At 68.6% G+C, this 18,260-nt stretch carries 19 protein-coding genes and 1 tRNA gene; 8 read left to right on the top strand and 12 right to left on the bottom strand.

The window, feature by feature from the left end:
• Positions 1–132 precede the first annotated feature (132 nt).
• Positions 133–378: a PRC-barrel domain-containing protein gene (locus NO878_RS11545; protein WP_256406143.1), complete on the top strand. Its 246-nt coding sequence runs from the start codon at positions 133–135 to the stop codon at positions 376–378.
• Positions 379–837, top strand: a complete 459-nt coding sequence (locus NO878_RS11540; RefSeq protein ID WP_256406142.1) for an NOB1 family endonuclease — start codon at positions 379–381, stop codon at positions 835–837.
• On the opposite strand, the gene NO878_RS11535 is transcribed toward NO878_RS11540, so the two are convergent.
• The gene (locus tag NO878_RS11535; protein ID WP_256406141.1) at positions 834–1,811 is read right to left on the bottom strand and encodes an LLM class flavin-dependent oxidoreductase; all 978 of its coding nucleotides are present in this window, start codon (positions 1,809–1,811) and stop codon (positions 834–836) included. The genes NO878_RS11540 and NO878_RS11535 overlap by 4 nt on opposite strands.
• 86 nt (positions 1,812–1,897) lie before the next feature.
• On the opposite strand from NO878_RS11535, the gene NO878_RS11530 reads away from it, so the two are divergent.
• Positions 1,898–2,416, top strand: a complete 519-nt coding sequence (locus NO878_RS11530) for an OsmC family protein (RefSeq protein WP_256406140.1) — start codon at positions 1,898–1,900, stop codon at positions 2,414–2,416.
• Here the strand turns inward: NO878_RS11530 and NO878_RS11525 are convergent.
• Positions 2,398–2,482, bottom strand: a tRNA-Ser gene (locus NO878_RS11525). The two genes, NO878_RS11530 and NO878_RS11525, sit on opposite strands and share 19 nt — an antisense overlap.
• A gap of 114 nt (positions 2,483–2,596) precedes the next feature.
• On the opposite strand from NO878_RS11525, the gene NO878_RS11520 reads away from it, so the two are divergent.
• Positions 2,597–3,040 carry a CopD family protein gene (locus NO878_RS11520; RefSeq protein ID WP_256406139.1) on the top strand — a complete coding sequence of 148 codons (444 nt, stop codon included), beginning with the start codon at positions 2,597–2,599 and terminating at the stop codon, positions 3,038–3,040.
• A 377-nt stretch (positions 3,041–3,417) separates the two neighbouring features.
• On the opposite strand, the gene NO878_RS11515 is transcribed toward NO878_RS11520, so the two are convergent.
• Positions 3,418–3,708, bottom strand: coding sequence for a hypothetical protein (locus tag NO878_RS11515; protein WP_256406138.1), 291 nt, complete (start codon positions 3,706–3,708; stop codon positions 3,418–3,420).
• 107 nt (positions 3,709–3,815) lie between these two features.
• Here NO878_RS11515 and NO878_RS11510 point away from each other — a divergent pair, with 107 nt between their 5' ends.
• A complete protein-coding gene (locus NO878_RS11510) occupies positions 3,816–3,995 on the top strand; it encodes a hypothetical protein (RefSeq protein WP_256406137.1) in 180 nt (59 codons plus the stop codon).
• A 145-nt stretch (positions 3,996–4,140) separates the two neighbouring features.
• Here the strand turns inward: NO878_RS11510 and NO878_RS11505 are convergent, their stop codons facing one another.
• The 4 genes from NO878_RS11505 to NO878_RS11490 are packed head-to-tail and all read right to left on the bottom strand — an operon-like array spanning position 4,141 to position 6,484.
• The gene (locus NO878_RS11505; protein ID WP_256406136.1) at positions 4,141–4,332 is read right to left on the bottom strand and encodes a DUF7987 family protein; all 192 of its coding nucleotides are present in this window, start codon (positions 4,330–4,332) and stop codon (positions 4,141–4,143) included.
• Between the two features lie 30 nt (positions 4,333–4,362).
• Positions 4,363–4,653 carry a DUF8036 family membrane protein gene (locus NO878_RS11500; protein ID WP_379823204.1) on the bottom strand — a complete coding sequence of 97 codons (291 nt, stop codon included), beginning with the start codon at positions 4,651–4,653 and terminating at the stop codon, positions 4,363–4,365.
• Between the two features lie 10 nt (positions 4,654–4,663).
• Positions 4,664–4,936 carry an ArsR/SmtB family transcription factor gene (locus NO878_RS11495; protein WP_256406134.1) on the bottom strand — a complete coding sequence of 91 codons (273 nt, stop codon included), beginning with the start codon at positions 4,934–4,936 and terminating at the stop codon, positions 4,664–4,666.
• 48 nt (positions 4,937–4,984) lie between these two features.
• Positions 4,985–6,484: a molybdopterin-dependent oxidoreductase gene (locus tag NO878_RS11490; protein ID WP_256406133.1), complete on the bottom strand. Its 1,500-nt coding sequence runs from the start codon at positions 6,482–6,484 to the stop codon at positions 4,985–4,987.
• A gap of 202 nt (positions 6,485–6,686) precedes the next feature.
• Between NO878_RS11490 and NO878_RS11485 the strand changes: the two genes are divergently transcribed.
• Positions 6,687–7,862: an MFS transporter gene (locus tag NO878_RS11485; RefSeq protein WP_256406132.1), complete on the top strand. Its 1,176-nt coding sequence runs from the start codon at positions 6,687–6,689 to the stop codon at positions 7,860–7,862.
• A gap of 5 nt (positions 7,863–7,867) precedes the next feature.
• Here the strand turns inward: NO878_RS11485 and csg are convergent, their stop codons facing one another.
• From csg to ddh, 4 genes are all read right to left on the bottom strand, one after another.
• Positions 7,868–10,396, bottom strand: coding sequence for an HVO_2072 family ArtA-dependent S-layer glycoprotein (csg, locus tag NO878_RS11480; protein ID WP_256406131.1), 2,529 nt, complete (start codon positions 10,394–10,396; stop codon positions 7,868–7,870).
• Positions 10,397–10,468: 72 nt separating this feature from the next.
• A complete protein-coding gene (locus NO878_RS11475; RefSeq protein WP_256406130.1) occupies positions 10,469–11,500 on the bottom strand; it encodes an NAD(P)/FAD-dependent oxidoreductase in 1,032 nt (343 codons plus the stop codon).
• Positions 11,501–11,575: 75 nt separating this feature from the next.
• On the bottom strand, positions 11,576–12,991 hold the full coding sequence (locus NO878_RS11470) for an MATE family efflux transporter (RefSeq protein WP_256406129.1): 1,416 nt from the start codon (positions 12,989–12,991) through the stop codon (positions 11,576–11,578).
• A gap of 26 nt (positions 12,992–13,017) precedes the next feature.
• A complete protein-coding gene (gene ddh, locus NO878_RS11465; RefSeq protein WP_256406128.1) occupies positions 13,018–13,956 on the bottom strand; it encodes a D-2-hydroxyacid dehydrogenase in 939 nt (312 codons plus the stop codon).
• Between the two features lie 168 nt (positions 13,957–14,124).
• On the opposite strand from ddh, the gene NO878_RS11460 reads away from it, so the two are divergent.
• Both NO878_RS11460 and NO878_RS11455 read left to right on the top strand, forming a co-directional pair.
• On the top strand, positions 14,125–15,738 hold the full coding sequence (locus NO878_RS11460) for a thiamine pyrophosphate-requiring protein (RefSeq protein WP_256406127.1): 1,614 nt from the start codon (positions 14,125–14,127) through the stop codon (positions 15,736–15,738).
• Between the two features lie 247 nt (positions 15,739–15,985).
• Positions 15,986–16,261 (top strand): hypothetical protein, encoded by a 276-nt coding sequence (locus tag NO878_RS11455; protein WP_256406126.1) that lies wholly within the window; start codon positions 15,986–15,988, stop codon positions 16,259–16,261.
• A 3-nt stretch (positions 16,262–16,264) separates the two neighbouring features.
• Here NO878_RS11455 and NO878_RS11450 read toward each other — a convergent pair whose 3' ends face one another.
• Positions 16,265–18,220, bottom strand: coding sequence for an aconitate hydratase (locus tag NO878_RS11450; RefSeq protein WP_256406125.1), 1,956 nt, complete (start codon positions 18,218–18,220; stop codon positions 16,265–16,267).
• Positions 18,221–18,260: the final 40 nt, after the last annotated feature.

Genomic DNA, 18,260 nt, shown 5'->3' with positions numbered 1-18,260 from the left:
GCAGAACGTTGCTTGTTCCCGGAAAGCCGTGGACCGAAGTTAAGTCTTTCAACATGCCGGCGTGGCACCGGTGTCCGACGGGTGGCCGACGACCCCGTGGCGTTTAAGGTCATCCCCGCGAATGTCCCACTCATGTCCGACGTACTCGCCGAAAATCTCTCGGGGAAGTCCGTGATGGGCTCCGACGGGACGGAACTCGGCATGCTGTACAACATCACCATGAACCTGAAGACGGGCGCCCTGAACGACCTTCTGGTCTCCCCGAACGAGGAGTTTCCCGCCGCCGACTCCCGATTCCAACAGGACGAACAGGGGCGACTCCACGTCTCCGTCTCGCGCGTGCAAGCCGTGAAAGATTACATCGTCATCGACCGGTAGATGCACGTTCTCGACTCTTCTGCGTTCATCCACGAGTATCACACCACCGAGGAGATGGCCTCGATTCCCGCCGTCGAGGAGGAACTCGAAGACGAGAGCGCCTACCGCTACGACGCGATGGAGGGCGCGGGGATGCACATCCACATCCCGGCCGACAACACCGTCGAGACCATCGAACGCGCGGCCGTCGAGACGGGCGACGCCGAGGAACTCTCCGACACCGACGTGCGCCTGATCGCCGCCGCCTTCGAACTCGACGGGACGCTCGTCACCGACGACTACGCGATGCAGAACGTCGCGGAACACCTCGGTGTCGTCGTCGAGGTGATCGCCCGCGAGGGTATCTCCGAACAGCGCGAGTGGCGCTTCCAGTGTCAGGGCTGTGGCCGCGAGTTTGACGACCACCGCGACCGCTGTCCGATCTGCGGAAGCGACCTCTCGCGGAAGAACCCCGCCTAAGGGGCAAGCGCCGCGACGGTTCGCTCGGCCGTCGCGTCGTCGACGCCGTCCGGGATGACCACGATGGGGTGGTCGACCACGCCGAGTGACGCCACCTCGTGAAACCGCTCGCGCGCCGTCTCGGGCCGGCCAGCGACCCCCAGCGCGTCGACCATCTCGGCGGTGACGGCCGCCCGCGCGGCGTCGCGATCCCCGTCCGCCCACGCCGCAGCGACCCGCTCGGCCGCGTCGGGAAACACCGTTGCGACGGCGCGTCGGTATCCCTCGCCGCTGCCGACGTAGTACGCGAGGTGGTCGCGAATCGCGTCACGAGCAACGGCGGGGTCGTCGTCGACCACCGCGGGGACGTAGGGGGCGACGGTGATCGAGTCGGGGTCGCGGCCGGCCTCGCGGGCCGTCGCAGCCACCGTCTCGAAGGCCTCGGCCAAGTTTTGGAAGGGGACGTTGTGCGGCAGCCAGCCGTCGGCAACGCGACCGGTCGCCCGGCGGGCCGCGGGACCGAGCGCCGCGGTGTAGACGGGGACGTCGGAATCGAGCGCCGGAACGTCGGCGACTGAGACCGTTTCGCCGTCGTAGTCGACGCGGCCCGAACCGCCGGCGAGGGCGGCGACGAGTTCGGCCGTCTCGTGAAGACGCCGTACCGGGCGGCCGTAGTCGCGCCCGTGGAGGCCCTCGACCGCCGTCGGCGTACTCGGTCCGACCCCGAGGCGGACGCCCGCCGGTGCGACAGCCGCGAGCGACGACGCCGCGGCCGCGAGCGTCGCCGGGGATCGGGAGAAGACGTTGACGATGGCGGTCCCGAGGGTGAGGTCGTCGACGGCACCGGCGACGGCGGTCAGCGTGACGAAGGCGTCCCGTCCCCAGAGTTCGCCGACCCAGCAGGCGTCGTAGCCGAGCGACTCACACCGAACGGCGAAGTCGCGGGCGTCGGGCACCGGCCCGTCGGGGAGCACGACGCCGCGTCCGAGTGTCATACCGGCGCGTGGGTGCGGAGAGGGCATATATCCCTGGTCCGAGCGGGCGGGAACCCTTTTTGAGCTTGTGTGTTTCATGTCGACATATGACAGAGAACCTCCGCGAGACACAGGCACCGCTGAAGGAGACGTACGAGCGGGACCCCGAGGCGGCGCAGGTGACGCTGACGGCGACGGGAGAACGGGCGGACACGACGAGCTGTAGCGTCGAGGTTGGCGAAGCCGTCTACGAGGCACAACTCCACGAAGGTGCCGGCGGGTCGGGCACGGCGGCGTGCTCGGGTGACCTACTGCTCGGCGCACTCGCGGCCTGTTCGCAGTTGACCGCGCAGGCGGTGATCGAAAACATGGGCGCCGCGGCCGACGTGTCGGTCGCGGTGGAGGGCGACCTTGACCTGCGGGGGACGATGGGTGTCGCCGACGTGCCGGTCGGATTTCAGGCGCTCCGGATGGACGTGACGCTGCGAGGGGCGATAGATCCGGAGACGGCGGCGTCGATCCGGGACGCGACCGAGCGATACTGCGTCGTCTACCGGACGCTCGTCGACTCGCCGGACGTGACGACCGAGTGGACGTTCGAAGAAAGCGCCGAGGGTGAGATTTGAACTCACGAGTCCTGACGGACAGTTGCTCTCGAAGCAACCGCCTTGGCCGGGCTAGGCTACCTCGGCTCGTCCATTGATGGGAGAGCGGGCGTTTAATCCGTTTCGGTTCACCGCGGGCGGTCGATCCCGGCGCTCGCGGGATTCCCCGGATTCAAGTCACCCGCGTTCCCAGCGGTGGGCATGGCGACCATCGACACGGCGATAAACGCGATACACCTGTTGTTCGCCGGGCTGTGGGCTGGAAGCGTACTTTTCCTCGCGCGGGGGCTGCTGCCCGCGGCGCGGGACGGCGACTTCGATGCGGCGCCGCTCCGGTCGCTGATCGGCCGGTTTCGGACGTGGTCGCGCGTCTCGTCGCTGGTGCTCCTGCTGACCGGCGGGCACCTCGCGGGAACGCGGTATACGGCCGAGAGCCTACTGGGCTCGCCGCGTGGCTACCTCGTCGTCGCGATGGTGGTGCTTTGGTTCGGCATGAGCGGCCTGATCGAAGTCGGATCGGGCCGACTCGTCGATGGACTGGACGAGCGGAAGGTCCGAGAGCCGGCACGGGCGGCGACGCCATTTCTCACCGCGGCGGCCGTCGCGGGCGTCGGCTTGCTCGTCATCGGCGGAGTCCTGCTCTGAAGCCGATTCAGGTACTCCCCGAAACCCGGTAAGGGCCGATTAACTATGCGACGGCGAACGCGTACCGCCAGTGGGGACAGTGTCACACGCTCCCCACTCCCCTATGTTACGGTGTCCGAACTGCGGAACCAGGATCCCGCGGCGACGGATTGTCGCTCCGGAGGACGAACGGCCGACCCACGCGGAGTGTCCGGACTGCTGGGAGGTACATCCGGTATCATCACCCGCGTAACAGCAGACTCGTCGGCGACCGGTGGCCACCCCGATCCGAGATGAGTCGCCGGTGAGCCACCGGTTCGACCGTCCACCCCGCCAAGTCAGGCACACACCGGTTTCGACTCGCCGGAGACGATTACGCCACAAAACGCCGCACCGAATCAGTGGCGGGTGCTTCGAACGAGATCCGCAACGGCGACGATGGCGACGCCAACCGTCGCCGCGGCACCGCCGCCGACGGCAACCGCCGTCTTCACCAGCGTCCGAACCGCCGAACAGGAGAGTTGCAGGCTCTCGGCGCCGGAGGCGCCGACGACCATCGTCCCTGCCGGACCACCCGAACAGGAGACCAGAAAGCCGACGGCGGCACCGGTGATCAGATACAGAAAGATCGGTGCGAAAACCGTGACCGCGAGGAGCGTGGCGACCCAGCCGAGCACGTCCCGATACATATCTGGGCGATCCATCCACGGGTACAAATGCGTCGCGGTCACGATACGTGAGAGACGGGGTGTCGGAACCACACCCTTTTTATTTTAGGTCTCCCTAAAGACTCGCGATGACCACTGGAACCCAGTCGGGGACGGACGACGAGTCGGAGTCAGCGCCCGAACCGGAGTTTCCCGACCGGCCGACGGTGTCGGTCTGTGAGAGCTGTCCCGGCCGCACCGTCTTCATGGAGAGCGACAACACCGACGGCTGGATCGCGAGCGACCTGACGGTCGAGCCGACGCAGTGATCGGCGACCAGTCGGTCGGTCCCGGTTGGTAGTTTTTCCTCGTGTCGGCGGCGGCGGCGCTCACCGCCTACCGGCTGCCGTGTCGATCCGCCGGCGACGAGCGGAGTCGTCTCGCGTCGGAGGATCACGGGGCGTTCGATACGAGCTAGTCCGCCGACTGCCGACGCCGCCACTCGTTGATCAGCGTCGGTGCGAGGACGCCGACGCCGATCAGCGCCGCGAAGCTCACGACGCGACTCGTCGTTACCTGTTGAGCGAGATACCACGACGTGAGCCCGAGAAGCATGAACAGGACGATGATCTTCGTCTCGGTGTCGAGGAGGGCATCGCGGGCCATACGGAGGGATGTCACGCAGACGACTTATGTTCACCGCAAGGTCACGTAGGTGAGGAACGCGAGCGCGACGAACTGCAGGGCACGCATGGTGAGGACGGCCATCTGGGCGGTCTGATCGGCGGCGTACAGCATACCGGAGCTGAAGAAAAAGCCGATGGCGACGACATTTTCGACGGCGAGGACGACGGCGAAGGCGACGAGTCCGAGCGTAAGCGGCGTGCCGAACTGTCGGTAGTTGCGCCACCAGACGACCAGCAGCGCGGCCAGCAGCGCGATGTTCAGCCCCGAGAGGGCGCTCGCTATCGACAGCGTGGGGGTCATTAGTGGCATGTTAGACGTGTTCCGTGATCTCCTCGAAACGGTCTCGGTGTCGGTCGAAGCGGTCGGTGAGGAAGTAGAGCCGACCGTACTCCTGATCGCCGCTCTCGATCACGTCGTGATCTTCGAGCATGTCGAGGTGGTGGCGGACGGAGTTGTAATCGAGGCCGAGTTCCTCGTGTAGTTGGTTGGCGTTGCGCGGCCGCTCGTCGAGGAGACGGATGATCCGCGCGCGGTTTTTCCCGCCGCGCGTCCCGGCGAGTAAGTACCAGAGTGCCTTCTCCATCAGCGGCCGTAGAGTGGTGTGGGTGGCACGGGGAAAACCGTTCGCCCGTCACAGGGACGCGGGGTCGACCGATTCGGACACCCACCCGCTCGGTCCGTTGGGGAAGGCGTCGGCCTCGTCCGCCGGCTGGACGGTTCCGGTGTCGTCGATAGCGCGGACGACCACCTCGTGGGGACCGGCGGCGTCGTAGCGGTGGACCCACTGCCGCCACACGTCCTCGCCGGGGAGTGGCTCTGAAAGGTCGGCCTGGGTCCAGGTGTCGCCGCCATCGGTCGACACCTCGACAGCCCGGATCCCGCGGGTCCCGGCGTAGGCCGGGCCAGCCACCTCGATGTGCCCGTCGTCGAGGCGGTTCCGCGCCCAGAGCTTCGCGACAGTGTTGACCGGGCCAGTGCCGTGCCACCCGCGCTCTTCCCAGTAGCCCGTCGCCGGTTCGTCCAGAATCTCGATTTCGGTGAGCCACTTGACGTTGATCTCGCCCCAATGACCGGGAATCAGCGCCCGCGCCGGCGCGCCGTGACCGCGTGGGAGCGGCTGACCGTTCATGCCGACGGCCAGAAAGCCATCCCTCAGCGCTTCGACGGGGAACTCCTCGTAGAACCCGTCGGCGGCGCGGAGCATCACGTACTCACCTTGGAGGTCGACGGGGTCGAGTATCTCGGACAGAGGGACGCCCGTCCAGAGCGCGGTGTCGAGTTTCCGGCCGTTGAGGTTCTCCCCGACACACCGAAGCGAGACGAACCGGTGGTCGTGGTCCATCGCCTCCACGTCGTCGATGTCGTAGGTCGCCTCCTCGTCGACGGCGCCGTGAATCCGGAGCGACCAGTCCTCACGGGCGGGGTCGGGGTCGACGTTGGCGACGTCGACCTGATAGAAGCGGTCACTGACCAGCGGCTCCAACCCCTCGACGTCCAGCGATTTCGTCGCGGCCTCGTCGAGCAGGGCTGCCACGTCGTCCGGAACGGGTTGCCTCGGGACGGGATCGGCAGGGGCGAGCACCCGCCGGCCGCCGACGCCGACGACGCCGAGAGCGAGAGCAGCGGCAGACGAGAGGAGCGCCCGGCGTGCGTCGTCGGGGGCGGCACCGGCGTCGGTGTCGGTGCGAGGGCTGGCGTCGGCACCGGCCCCGAAGCCCGCGACAGTCGTCACCAGCGCTGCGCCGACGGCCGCGCCGACCGCTGAGTCGGCCGCGCCGACCAGGATGGCGGCGAGGGCGCCGACGACGACGGCGACGGCGGCTGGCGCGAGCAGGGATTGGCCGGCCCGCGTCGCAGCGGTCCGTCCGAGCGCAACCGCGACACCGAGGAGGGCGGCCGTCGCCGCCAGCCCCGACGCGTAGGCCAGTTTGCTCCCCAGATCACCGAGGACGGTGATGGCGAACGTGACGAGAGCGGCGGGCGCGAGCGTGTTGGTCAGGTTGGCGACCGGTGCCGCGACGAAGGTCGGCGTGCCGCCGACGACGGCGTACGACCCGGCGACGGCGGCGATTCCACCCGTCAGCGCGACGGTGGCGGCGGCCAGGCGGGCCCGCCACGCGGCGGGGATCATGGCAGCCTCCTCGGGCGGGGACAGTGGTTCGGCGCGCGACCGGACGTGTCGGGGCGAGTCGGTGGACGCATACCCGAATCGAGGTGTGCCACCGGGTAATGGGTTTTTCAAGCTCCGACTGAACTCCGTCTAGAGTTCGTCACAACTCGCCGTCCCGAAAGACAGTAGACGGTGGGCGCCTGCGTTTCGACGACGGAGAGTCGTGTCCCGGACCCGCAGTCGCGTCGCGCTCGCCGGCGTCGTCTATGCGACACTGTTCGCGCAGGTCCTCCTCTATCCAGGGATCGACGCGCTCGTCGATGCGCTCGGCGCCACGACGGCCCTCGACGCGAGCATGTGGTTCCTGGCTGTCGAGTTTGCGGCGTTCGTCGTCTTCGCGGTGCCCTGGGGCGTGGCGAGCGATGCCGCCGGGCGTCGAGTGCCGTTCGTGGCCGCGGGCGCCACGCTCGGCGCCCTCGGCTACGCCCTGCTCGCGGTCCTACCCGGCGTTCTGGGCCTGACCTTCGCCGCCGTGCTGGCGCTTCGGGCGTTCCAAGGGGCAGTCGTCGTCGGCGCCTTCTCCCTGTCGATGACGATGCTCATGGACCTGGAAGGATCACACGGGCGCAACATGGGCGCCGCGGGCATCGCTATCGGCCTCGGGACGGCCACGGGCGCCCCCGTCGGCGGCGCACTCTACGCGCTGGGGCCGTTCGTTCCCCTGTATGTGGCGAGCGGCGTCTTCGTCTTGGTGGCGCTCTGTGTGCCGTTCGTGGTGGATCGGGCGCCCGACGCCCGCGAGCGCGCGTCGCCGCTTGCCGGCCTCCGCCGGACGCCGCGGCTCGCGCTCCCCTACTGTTTCGGCTTCGCTGATCGGCTCACCGCCGGGTTCTTCTCGCTGGTCGGCACCCTCTATTTCCGCACCGTCTTCGGTCTGAGTCCGGGTGCGACAGGGTTGACGCTCGCGCTGTTTTTCGCCCCCTTCGCCCTGTTGCAGTACCCCTTCGGCGTCGTTTCGGATCGGATCGGCCGGACGCTGCCCATCGTCGGCGGGTCGGCGCTGTACGGTGGGGCAGTGATTCTCGTCGGCGTCGTGCCGGGGCTGCGGGCCGCCCAAGCGGGGATGGTGCTCGTGGGCGTTCTCGGGGCGTTCATGGCGCCGGCGACGCTGGCGCTGGTGACGGACCTCGCGGACCCGGAGCGACGCGGCGTCGCCATGGCCGGCTTCAACATCGCCGGGAGCGTCGGCTTCCTCGTCGGCATCGTCGCCGGCGGCCTCGTCGCCGACGCCTACGGCTACCGCGCCGCGTTCCTGGCTGTCGGCGGTCTCGAAATCACGCTCGCGGCGGCGACGCTTCCCGCCTTCCGCCGATTCGGTGTCGAACTCGGCCGGGCGTGACGGCGTCAGCGCCGCCGGGCCGCCGCCGCCAGCGCGAGAAGCGCGAACGCCACCACGGACGCGAGCGGCCCGAAGCCGGGACCACCGCCGCTCGTCGGGGATGCGGCCGTCGTCGCGGTAGCGGTCGAAGTGGCCGGTTGTGTCGTCGCCGTCGGCGTCCGTGTCGCCGTCGCGGTGGCGGTCGGACGCTCCGTCGGCGTCGGCGTCGGGGTGGCCGTCGGCGTCCGCTCCACCACGACCGCCCGGGTGACCGTGTTCTCGCCGTCGTCGACCTCAATCGTGTAGGTGCCGGGCGTGGCGCCGCTTGGCACTGCCAGCCGCGCCGTCCAGACGCCGTCAGTCGACCACGACGACGCGGTCACCATCGGGAACGACGCCGCCGACGGCCCTTCGATCACCTCAACGACGACGGTGGCGTCATCGGGGTTCCGGTTCGTCCGCCCGCGCACGAGCATCGTCTCGCCGGGCGGGACGGCTTGCACGCCGGTCGCGTCGGGAGTCGACGCCGGCACCACGTCGGTCACCGTCGTCCGCGGTCCGGCCAGACGGAACGACTCCCGGACGGCGAGGTCGTCGCCGCCGGCGACGCCCAGCACCTGCCCGTCGAGACGGGCGAGGATCTGCTGGCCGGTCAACCCGCGGTTACGCTGTGACTCGACGTAACGCAGGAAGGCACTCACGGAGTCGAGGGTGATCGTCGTCCCGTCGGGCGTACGGACGCTCCCGCTCCCGAACCGGCCGTCGCGCCCAGGGGTCACAAAGAGGGCTGTGACGCGGCCCCGCTCGATTCCGTCGGGGGAGAACGTCCGCTCGAAGGTGGTATCGCGGTCGACACGGACCCGCTCGGTTCGAACCCCACCCCGTTCGTCGACGAGGACGACCGCAACCTCGGTCGCACCGGCAGCGGTCCCGCTGACGGTCACGTCGTCGACGTCGGCGACCTCACCGCCGTACGTGGTCGGGCGGGCGGCGAGGCCGGGCGCGACGCTCCGGATGTTCTTCTGGGTGCTCCGGAGGCGGGCGAACGCCGACCGCGAGATGCGGCGGGGCGGGTCGCTCTCCAACTCGTCGGCGTCGACGACGCCAAGCCGGTGGGTGCCGGGGATGCTCAGCAGTCGGCCGCCGTCGCCTTCCCGCGAGAGGACGACCCGCCGCGCCTCCCAGACGCCGTTGGAGCCGACTCGCGTCGTCGCACGGCCGTCGAGGGTCAGGAGGTACCAGTCGCCGCCGTCGCGGACGTACAGCGCCACCCGGTCCGCGCCCTCGCCCGTCCCACGCACGTCGATTTCGGAGCCGATGGTGTAGGTGAGTTCCCCGACGTTCGTCGAGAGGGCGCCCGCCGCAACGTCGACGGTGACCTGTTGCACCCCGCCGACCCGGTCGTCGACGGTCGTGACCGCCTCGTCACGGGTCGGCCGGGCCGCGTGCAGTCGCACCGTCGTCCGCCCGGTGTCGAGCAATCCGGTGTCGACGACACCCACCGCGTGCCCGCTCTCGGGAATACGGACGACGGCGTAGGCCGCTCGGTTCGTGGCGCCGGTCGCCACCACGTCGCCGACCGAACGGAACAGGCCAGTCGGATCGGTCGACGAACTCCGGAGCCGGGACCGCTCGACGGAGACGGCGTGGTAGTCGCCGGGGTCGGCGCCAGAGACGGTGTACCGCGACCACTCACCGCGTGTCACGTCCCGGCTGTCGAGGCCGAGGGTCGGCGACGACTCCGCGCTGATTCGGACCGTCAGGGTCCGGGCGGCCTCCCCCTCGGTCATGTCGTCGACGCCCTCGACCCGCAGGGTGTAGGTGCCGGTGCTCAGATCGGAGAAATCGAGCAGCCACGCGGCGGTCGAGCGGCCGGTAGTTCCCGATCCCTGGATCTCGTGGACCAGATCTGCGGTCGGGAACCCGCTGGGCAACGCCGCCGACTGCTCGCTCGACGCGTCGGTCGACAACACCTCACGCTCGTAGCGGACCCCATTGCGGAGCAGGTCGATCTGTACGTCCTCGGCCTCGACGTAGTTCCAGTCGGCCCGGAGGAGCAGTCGGCTGTCACGAGGAACGGTGGCGTTCGACCCGAGTGCGACACCCCGGCGGTTGAGCAGGCGAAGCGAGGTGATCCGTGGCTCGACGACCCGTGCAGAGAGGCCGCCGTCGGAGTACCGGCCGGTCGGCTGGCTGCGCGGGATCGATCCCGAGAGGTCGAGTCCCTCACCCTCGGCGGCCCCACTCTCGCCGACCAACGACGACCCCGTCACGTCGCCGTCGTCGGCGGCGCGTCGCCACCGGTCAACGTCGCGTTCGCCCTGATAGACCCGGTGGTAGCTCCCGGCGTCGAGGATGATCTCGCCGCGACTCGTCGCGGGGTTCCACCGACCGCGGGGCGCAAGCGCGCTCGCGCCGCTCGTCTGGGAGTGCTGTGCTGCCGTCTCTGGCGCAACCGGCGTCGTTCCCGTCTCCTCGACGGCGACGCCGGCGCCGACCACCGACAGCACCACGAACGCCGTCACGAGAACTGTCACGGATGCGGGCGTCTTCATTCCGAGACCGTAAGCTGATGGACCCAATAAACACGCCGATTTGTGATTCGAGTTACAACTATGTGGAATCGACTACAGCGCGTGGACCATCCGCTCACCGGTGTCGAGGCCGCTCCGGAGGGCAGCGTGGAGACGGGCCTCGCCGGCGACCCAGTCGCCGACGACGTAGCAGCCGGCGTCCTCGGCGGGGGTCCGGGCGCCGCGGCGAAGCCCCGATTCGGGGAGCGCGTACCGCCAGCCCTGGTGGTCGGTCCACGCGGGGTCGGCCAATCGGTCGTCGTCGAGGATGGCGGCCGTGTGGTCGGCCAGGTCGGCGACGTTTCGCTCCGGATCCGCGTCGTAGCGCTCGACTGACCACTCGTGGTTGGCCTGTACCACTAACACCGACTCGCCGTCGGGGACGTGGCCCGGCTTACACGCCTCGCGGGCGACCCACCCGACCGCGTGTTCCTTGTCGGTGTTCACGAGGGCGTAGTACGGCCGGTCGAGTTCGAAGGGGTAGCCCAAGACAGCCGTCCATATCGTGCGGTAGTCGACTTCGCGGGTCGCATCGAGGAGGTCGGTTCGGGCGTCGGCGTCCCAGTCGGCCGTCTCTAGGAGCGTCGCCGTCTGTGGCGCCGGTGGGTTCAACAGGAGGGCGTCGAAGGGTCCGTGGGCGTTGCCCTCGGCGTCCGTGAGCGTCCACGTGTCGTCGGCGCGGGCGATGTGTTCGACGCGGGTCCGCCGGCGAACCGTCGCGTCGCTGGCGTCGAAGAGGTGTTTCGCCAGGCGCGTCAGCCCGGTCCGGTAGGTCCACTTGCGCTCGTCGGCGTCGCGCCCTTCGCTCACCGTGCCCGAACGGTCGAAGACGTGGACGTCGCCCGCCACCTCGACGAGACCGTCGTCGAAGGTAGAGACGAGGTCGACCACCCGGTCGTCGTCGTCCTTGATGTAGTTGGCGCCGTAGTCGTAGGTCACGTCGCCGCGGCGACGCGTCGCCGCGCGGCCACAGAGACCGCCCGATTTCTCGAGAACGGTGATCGATGCGTCGGGAAGCGCGCCGTCGAGGACGTAGGTGGCGGCCGCGGCAGCCGCCCCCGCGCCCACGATGCCGATATCGGTCATACCGACAGTACGCGCGGAGCGACAAAACAGCACGGACGAAAGGCGTCGAGAGTCGACCACACCCGCAGGGAGTCGTCAATCACCCGCATCGGCGGCGACGTGTGCCCGGCCGACGGCCTTCCAGCGGTTCGACCGCACGCGGGAGACGTTCAGCGCGGCGGGCACCGCCGACTCGACGACCATCGCGGCGAGCAAGGCGGCGGCGCCGAGAGGCGTCACGAGGCCGAGCGCGGCGAGTGGGAGCGCACAGGCGTACCGACCGAACAGGGAGACGAGGAAGGGATAGCGCGTATCGCCGGCACCCCGGAGCGTCCCGGTAGCGGAGCCGTCGATGCCGAGGAAGACGACGCTCACAGCCGCGGCGGCGACGAAGGGACCGGCGACGCCGACGACGGCTGGGTCGTCGACGAAGAGTCCGGCGACCCGCCCCGAGAGCGCGAGGACGAGCGACCCGACGACGAGATACACCGTCGCCGAGAGGCGGACGATGGCGCGGGCGTAGGCCTCGGCGTCGGCCGCGTCGCCGGCACCGAGGCGCTGGCCGACGAGCGTGCTCGCGGCGATAGAAAAGCCCCACGAGAGGCTGTCGACGAGGGTGCGGACGCGCCGAGCCACCTCGTAGGCGGCGACGACGGCGGGGCCGAAGGTGGCGGCGATGGCCACCAGCGGGAAGGCGACGAGCATCTCGGCGGTACGGCGGGCCATCAGCGGCGCGGAGACGGCGAGGAGTCGCCGGACGAGCGGAAGGTCGAAGCCGAGCGTCGCGCGAGTGACGGCAACGGGACAGGCGCCGCGGCCGGCGTAGGAACGGCCGGCAAGTCCCCACGCGAAGACGAGGGTGACGGCACCCGTGGCGAGTGAGGTGCCGATGGCGGCGCCGGCGACGCCGAGGCCGTAGCCGAAGATCAGTGTCGCCGAGACGACGATGTTCGCCAGCGCGCCGCCGGCACGGACAACCATGGGCGTCAGCGTGTCGCCGACGCCGGCGTAGGTGCGACTGGCGATCAGATTTGGGAACTCGAAGCAGAGGGCGGGGGCAACGAGAGCGAGGTAGGTGGCCGCGTGTCGCAGGGGTGCCGGCTCGGAGCCAAGTACCGCGACCAGTTCGGGTGCGAAGGCGGCGTAGACGGCGGCAAGGGGGACCGCGATCAGGAGCGAGACGACGAGAGAGACGGCGACGGCGGCGCTCGCCCGCGTGGTGTCGTCGGCGCCGTAGGCCTGCGAGACGAGGGTGACGGTCCCGCCCGCGAGGCCGATGCCGAGGTACTTCCCAACCTGCCAGTAGACGTTGGCGAAGGCGAGGCCGGCGACGGCCGCGGCGCCGACGTCCCACCCGACCATCGCCAGGTCGACCGTGCTCTTGGACATGATGGCGAGGCCGGTGATGATCCGGGGCCACGCCAGATCCAGCGTCTCGTCGAGGCGACGCGGGTCGATGACGCCGGCGCGGTCGAGGGTGCGGGCGAACGCGTCGAACGGGCGGCCGTCCATCGAGCGTCGGTACGGCGGCCGGGGGGTTATGCCACGCGGTTGCGGATGTCCTCGCCGGCCTGATACTGGGCGAAAATCTCCGCGACCAGATCGGCGATGTCGAGGTGGTACCGGTTGGTCGCGGACCCACGGTGCGGGGAGATGATGACCTCCTCGAAGTCCCAGAGCGGGTTGTCCTCGGGGAGGGGTTCGGTCTCGAAGACGTCGAGGCCGGCGCCGGCGATGGCCCCGGCATCGAGAGCGTCGATCAGGTCGGCCTCGTCGACGATAGGGCCGCGGGCGACGTTGATCAGATAGGCGTCGTCGCGCATGGTCTCGAACTCCGCGGCCGAGAACATTCCCTCGGTGTCCGGCGTGTGGGGGACAGCGATGGCGACAAAGCGGGCGTCGGCGATAGCCTCGTGGAGGTCGTCGGGGTGATAGATCTCCGAGACGCCCGGCACCGACTCCTGAGAGCGGCGGACGCCGACGACGTCCATCCCGAGGGCGTCGGCGCGCTCGGCGATCCCGCGGCCGAGCGTTCCGAGGCCGACAACACAGAGCCGCTCGTCTTCGACGGTGAAGGGCCGTTCGTAGGTCGGTTCGAACCAATCGTTCTCGTTCTGGTGATCGCGATAGACGTGGAGCATGCGCGCCAGCGACACCATGTAGCCGACGGCGATTTCACCGACGGTCGTGTCGTGGATGCCCGTGCTGTTGGTGAGGGGAACGCCCTCGGCCTCGTAGGCCTCGGTGTCGAACTCGTCGTAGCCGGCGCGGATACAGTGGACCCACCCGGCATCGAGAAAGGCATCGCGGGGACGGAACGACGCGACTGCGTCCGTCCGGTCGAACGTCTCGTCGTCGCCGACGATTTCGACGGGGACGTCGAGGTCGGCGAAAGCCTCGGCGAACCCCTCGACCGGAATCTTTGTCGATACGGACTCGTGGACACAGAGTCGTTCGAGCTGCGATCTCTCGGGCATGTGTCCGCAATCCGGAGTATCGCTATTCAACGTTTCGACAGATGACGACTGGCGGTTGGACGTCCGTCCCTCGAATTATCGACAATCGACGATAGGCTATTAGGTATCTGTCCTTATCTTTAATAAAAATTAACTTTACAACCCCCGAGGTAATGGATAGACGGTAGGATGAACGTAACAGATGCAGTCGCGGAGATACTGGCCGAGGAAGGCGTCGAACACCTGATCGGGTTCCCGAGCAACCCCCTGTTCGATGACAACGCCGCCGAGGAGGCGGGCATCCGCCCCATCGTCGTTCGGCAGGAGCGAACCGGCGCCCACATCCTCGACGGCATCGCCCGGATCACCTCGGGAGATCAGGTCGAGGCGTTCGCCTGTCAGCACGGGCCGGGGACGGAGAACTCCGTCGGCGGGATCGCCCAGGCCTACGCCGAGTCGGCGCCTATCGTCGCACTCCCGGCGGGCTACTCCCGGGCGAAGACGAACACGGACCCCAAGTTCAGTTCGCTCGTCAACTACCAGGCGGTCACGAAGACGACCGAGCAGTTGACCGATCCCGAGGCGACCGAGGAGACGATCCGCCGGGCGTTCCAGGCGGCCCGTAACGGGCGCCAGCGGCCGGGACTCGTCGAGATTCCGAAGGACGTCTTCTACGAGGAGGTCGACGACCTCGACTACGAACCCACCACATCGACGCGTTCGGGACCGGACCCCGAGGCCGTCTCCGACGCCGTGGACGCGTTGCTTGACGCCGACCTGCCGGTGATCAACGCCGGGCAGGGCGTCCACTACGCGAAGGGCTGGGAGCCGCTGCAGGAACTCGCGGAACTGCTGGAGGCGCCGGTCGCGACCACGCTCAACGGCAAGAGCGCCTTCCCCGAGGATCACCCACTCTCGCTCGGCGCCGGATCGAAGAGCGAACCCCGTCAGCTCAACCACTTCATCCACGAGGCCGACGTGCTCTTCGGGATTGGGTGTAGCTTCACCAAGACCGCCTACGGCATCACGCCGCCCACCGAGGACAACACCCTCATCCACTCGACGAACGACCCCGGCGACGTGGACAAGGACTACAAGTCCGACCTCGCGGTCATCGGCGACGCGAAACTCGTCCTCGAGGCAATCGTCGACGAGGTCCGGAGCCGGGTCGACGACACCGACTTCGGCCGGTACGATGACGTGACGACGGAGATTGCGACAATCGAGTCCGAGTGGCTCGACGACTGGGCCGACGTGCTCGAATCCGACGAGACGCCGATCAACCCCTACCGAGTCGTCCACGAACTGAACGAAACCGTCGACAAGGACGAAGTCGTCGCCACCGCCGACGCCGGCAACGCCCGCGACTTCATGGCCCCCTTCTTCGAGGTGACCGAACCGCTCTCCTACCTCGGCTGGGGGAAGACCACGCAGCTCGGCTACGGTCTCGGGCTGATGATGGGCGCGAAGCTCACACACCCCGAGAAGGTCTGTGTCCACGTCATGGGCGACGGCGCCATCGGCATGACCGGCATGGACTTCGAGACAGCCGCTCGCGAGGACATCCCAGTTCTCGAAATCGTCCTCAACAACTTCGAGATGGCGAGCTACGATACGCCGTTCTCGGGCCACTACGCCGACTTCGCCGAGTCAATGGGCGGCTACGGCGAGCGTGTCGAGGACCCCGACAACGTCGCCGACGCCATCGAACGCGGCGTCGAGAAGACCAAGGAGGGCACCCCGGTCCTGCTGGAGTTCCTCACCGCCAAGTACACCGAACTCTCGCGGCCCGACCTCGAATAGGTCCCGCCGCCGTGTCGCGGGGGACCCGCGACTCCACTGCTGAAGGGACTGTTCGCCGTCACAGTCGGACGATCCGTCCAACGAGACACGTCCGGAGCCACCACCGCGCGAAGGCCGGACAGACGCGGCGCCGAGCGCTCGTGAAGACGGGCACGCACTGACGAACGGCGCTGCGAGCGGACTTCCGAGGGTGATCGAGCGGAGTTCGTGGGAAAAGCTAACGTCCGTCGAGCGCGTAGTGAGGCTGATGGCCTTCGAACTCGGCTTCCTCATCGGGTCGCTCGCCATCCTCGGGGTCGTCCTCTACTTCACGCGGGTTCGGGGCCCCTCCCTCCCGCACGAGGCGGCGATGACCGAGGGTGGAGAAGGGGGTGGCGTTGACGAGGACGGAAGCGGGGACACACGCGTGATGCCCGCCGAGCGGTCGGTCCCGACGTGTGAAATCTGTGGCGAGAACCCGGCGGCCCGTTCGGTCAACGACATGCAGGTCTGCCCCGAGTGCGACGAAGACCTGCTGACGTGAGGGTCAGGCGTTTTCGCCAGCGTCGGCGAACTGTTGGCGGGTGTGCGGGAGTTTCCCGCCGGCCGCGAGCAGGTCCCGTTCGCGCTCGTTGGCGTCGAGGCCGACCGTCGCCTCCCACTCGTCGTCGACGCGGATCGTCAGCGTCTCCTGCCCGCTCTCGACGGCGTCGACGGCGTCGTCGACGATTTCGATCTCGTCACCTTGGTCGATCCGCTCGTAGGTCGCCTCGTCGATGGTCAGCGGCAAGAGCCCGAAGTTGAGCAGGTTGGACTTGTGGATGCGGGCAAAGGACTGCGCGAGGACGGCGTGGACCCCCAGATACATCGGGCAGAGCGCGGCGTGTTCACGCGAGGACCCCTGGCCGTAGTTCTCGCCGGCGACGAGGAAGCCGCCGTCGGCTTCGGCGGCGCGGGCGGCGAACGTCTCGTCGACCCGCTTGAGCGTGAACTCGGAGAGTTTGGGGACGTTCGACCGGTAGACCGACACCTCCTGAGTCGCTGGAATGACGTGATCGGTCGTGATGTTGTCGGGCATCTTCAGGAGCGCGGGGCCGCCGAGGGTGGCGCCCAGCGGGTCCTTCAGCGGCACCTCGTCGATGTTCGGCCCCTTGACCAGTCCGTCGTCGACGGCCTCGTCGGGCATGATGATGTCCGACTCGCTGGCACCGATGTAGCGCTCGGGGTACTCGAAGCCCGGCGCCTCGATGTCGATATCGAGGTCCCGTGGATCGGTGATCTCACCGGTCAGCGCCGTCGCGGCAGCCACCTCGGGCGAGCAGAGATAGACGGCGTCCTCCTCCATCCCCGAACGACCCTCGAAGTTGCGGTTGAAGGTGCGGACGCTCACGGAGTCGCTGGCGGGGACGTGGCCGGCGCCGATGCAGGCGCCACACGTCGCCTCGGAGACGTTGACGCCGGCGGCCATCAGTTCCGCGGTGAAGCCGTTGCGCGCAAGCATCTCCGAGGCCTGTTTCGACGCCGGGGCGACGACGGCCTCGGTCCGTTTGGCCACCTCGCGGCCGTCGAGCATCTTCGCCACCGGGAGGATATCCTCGTAGGCGCCGTTGGTACAGGAGCCGACGAGCACCTGATCGACCGCGATACCCGACACCTCGCGGACGGGGACGACGTTGTCCGGCATCGACGGGCAGGAGATCAGCGGTTCGATCTCTCCGAGGTCGACGACGATTTCGTCGTCGTACTCGGCGTCGGGGTCGGGCGCGAGTTCGACGTAGTCCTCGGGGCGCTCCAACCGTTGGAAAAACGCTTTCGTGCGCTCGTCGCTCGGGAAGACCGAGGTTGTGGCGCCGAGTTCCGTCCCCATGTTCGTGATGACGGTCCGCTCGTGGGCGGAGAGACTCTCGACGCCCGGGCCGGTGTACTCGAACACCTTGTCGACGCCGAACTTGACGGAGTACCGGCGGAGGAGTTCGAGGATGACGTCCTTCGCGGTCGCCCACGCGGAGAGTTCACCCTCGAGGCGGACGTTCACTACCTCCGGCACGTCGAGGTAGAAGGGCGCGCCACCCATCGCGGTGGCCACGTCGAGGCCGCCGGTCCCGATGCCGAGCGATCCCAAGCCCCCCGCGGTCGGGGTGTGGGAGTCGGCGCCGATCAGGGTCTTCCCCGGCGCGGTGAAGTTCTCCTTGTGGACCTGGTGGAGGATGCCGGTGCCGGGCCGCGCGAAGTAGGCCCCGTAGGTGCCCGCCGCCGACCGGAGGAACCGGTGGTCGTCGGAGACCTTGAAGTCCGGTTGGTAGGTCTGGTGGTCACAGTGCTGGCCAGCCACCTCGACTTGCACCTCGTCGAGGCCGAGCGCCTCGAACTGGAGCCACGCCATCGTCCCCGTCAGGTCGTGGGCGATGGTCTGGTCGACTGCGATGCCGATCTCCTCGCCGGTCTCGATGTCGCCGTCGACGAGGTGATCGGCGAGTATCTTCTCCGTGAGCGTCCGTCCCATAGTAGGTTGGCTTGCAGACTGTGTCACATAACCGTTTCCT

This window comes from Haloplanus ruber (assembly GCF_024494725.1).
GTDB lineage: Archaea > Halobacteriota > Halobacteria > Halobacteriales > Haloferacaceae > Haloplanus > Haloplanus ruber.
The sequence above is the reverse complement of the archived record's forward strand: the minus strand, read 5'-3'. Positions and strand labels throughout refer to the sequence as shown.

Bases quoted from the DNA above. Each gene is read 5' to 3' on its own strand.
- NO878_RS11545 (WP_256406143.1), top strand. From the start codon at position 133: ATGTCCGACGTACTCGCCGAAAATCTCTCGGGGAAGTCCGTGATGGGC.
- NO878_RS11540 (WP_256406142.1), top strand. From the start codon at position 379: ATGCACGTTCTCGACTCTTCTGCGTTCATCCACGAGTATCACACCACC.
- NO878_RS11535 (WP_256406141.1), bottom strand. From the start codon at position 1,811: ATGACACTCGGACGCGGCGTCGTGCTCCCCGACGGGCCGGTGCCCGAC.
- NO878_RS11530 (WP_256406140.1), top strand. From the start codon at position 1,898: ATGACAGAGAACCTCCGCGAGACACAGGCACCGCTGAAGGAGACGTAC.
- NO878_RS11520 (WP_256406139.1), top strand. From the start codon at position 2,597: ATGGCGACCATCGACACGGCGATAAACGCGATACACCTGTTGTTCGCC.
- NO878_RS11515 (WP_256406138.1), bottom strand. From the start codon at position 3,708: ATGTATCGGGACGTGCTCGGCTGGGTCGCCACGCTCCTCGCGGTCACG.
- NO878_RS11510 (WP_256406137.1), top strand. From the start codon at position 3,816: ATGACCACTGGAACCCAGTCGGGGACGGACGACGAGTCGGAGTCAGCG.
- NO878_RS11505 (WP_256406136.1), bottom strand. From the start codon at position 4,332: ATGGCCCGCGATGCCCTCCTCGACACCGAGACGAAGATCATCGTCCTG.
- NO878_RS11500 (WP_379823204.1), bottom strand. From the start codon at position 4,653: ATGACCCCCACGCTGTCGATAGCGAGCGCCCTCTCGGGGCTGAACATC.
- NO878_RS11495 (WP_256406134.1), bottom strand. From the start codon at position 4,936: ATGGAGAAGGCACTCTGGTACTTACTCGCCGGGACGCGCGGCGGGAAA.
- NO878_RS11490 (WP_256406133.1), bottom strand. From the start codon at position 6,484: ATGATCCCCGCCGCGTGGCGGGCCCGCCTGGCCGCCGCCACCGTCGCG.
- csg (WP_256406131.1), bottom strand. From the start codon at position 10,396: ATGAAGACGCCCGCATCCGTGACAGTTCTCGTGACGGCGTTCGTGGTG.
- NO878_RS11475 (WP_256406130.1), bottom strand. From the start codon at position 11,500: ATGACCGATATCGGCATCGTGGGCGCGGGGGCGGCTGCCGCGGCCGCC.
- NO878_RS11470 (WP_256406129.1), bottom strand. From the start codon at position 12,991: ATGGACGGCCGCCCGTTCGACGCGTTCGCCCGCACCCTCGACCGCGCC.
- ddh (WP_256406128.1), bottom strand. From the start codon at position 13,956: ATGCCCGAGAGATCGCAGCTCGAACGACTCTGTGTCCACGAGTCCGTA.
- NO878_RS11460 (WP_256406127.1), top strand. From the start codon at position 14,125: ATGAACGTAACAGATGCAGTCGCGGAGATACTGGCCGAGGAAGGCGTC.
- NO878_RS11455 (WP_256406126.1), top strand. From the start codon at position 15,986: ATGGCCTTCGAACTCGGCTTCCTCATCGGGTCGCTCGCCATCCTCGGG.
- NO878_RS11450 (WP_256406125.1), bottom strand. From the start codon at position 18,220: ATGGGACGGACGCTCACGGAGAAGATACTCGCCGATCACCTCGTCGAC.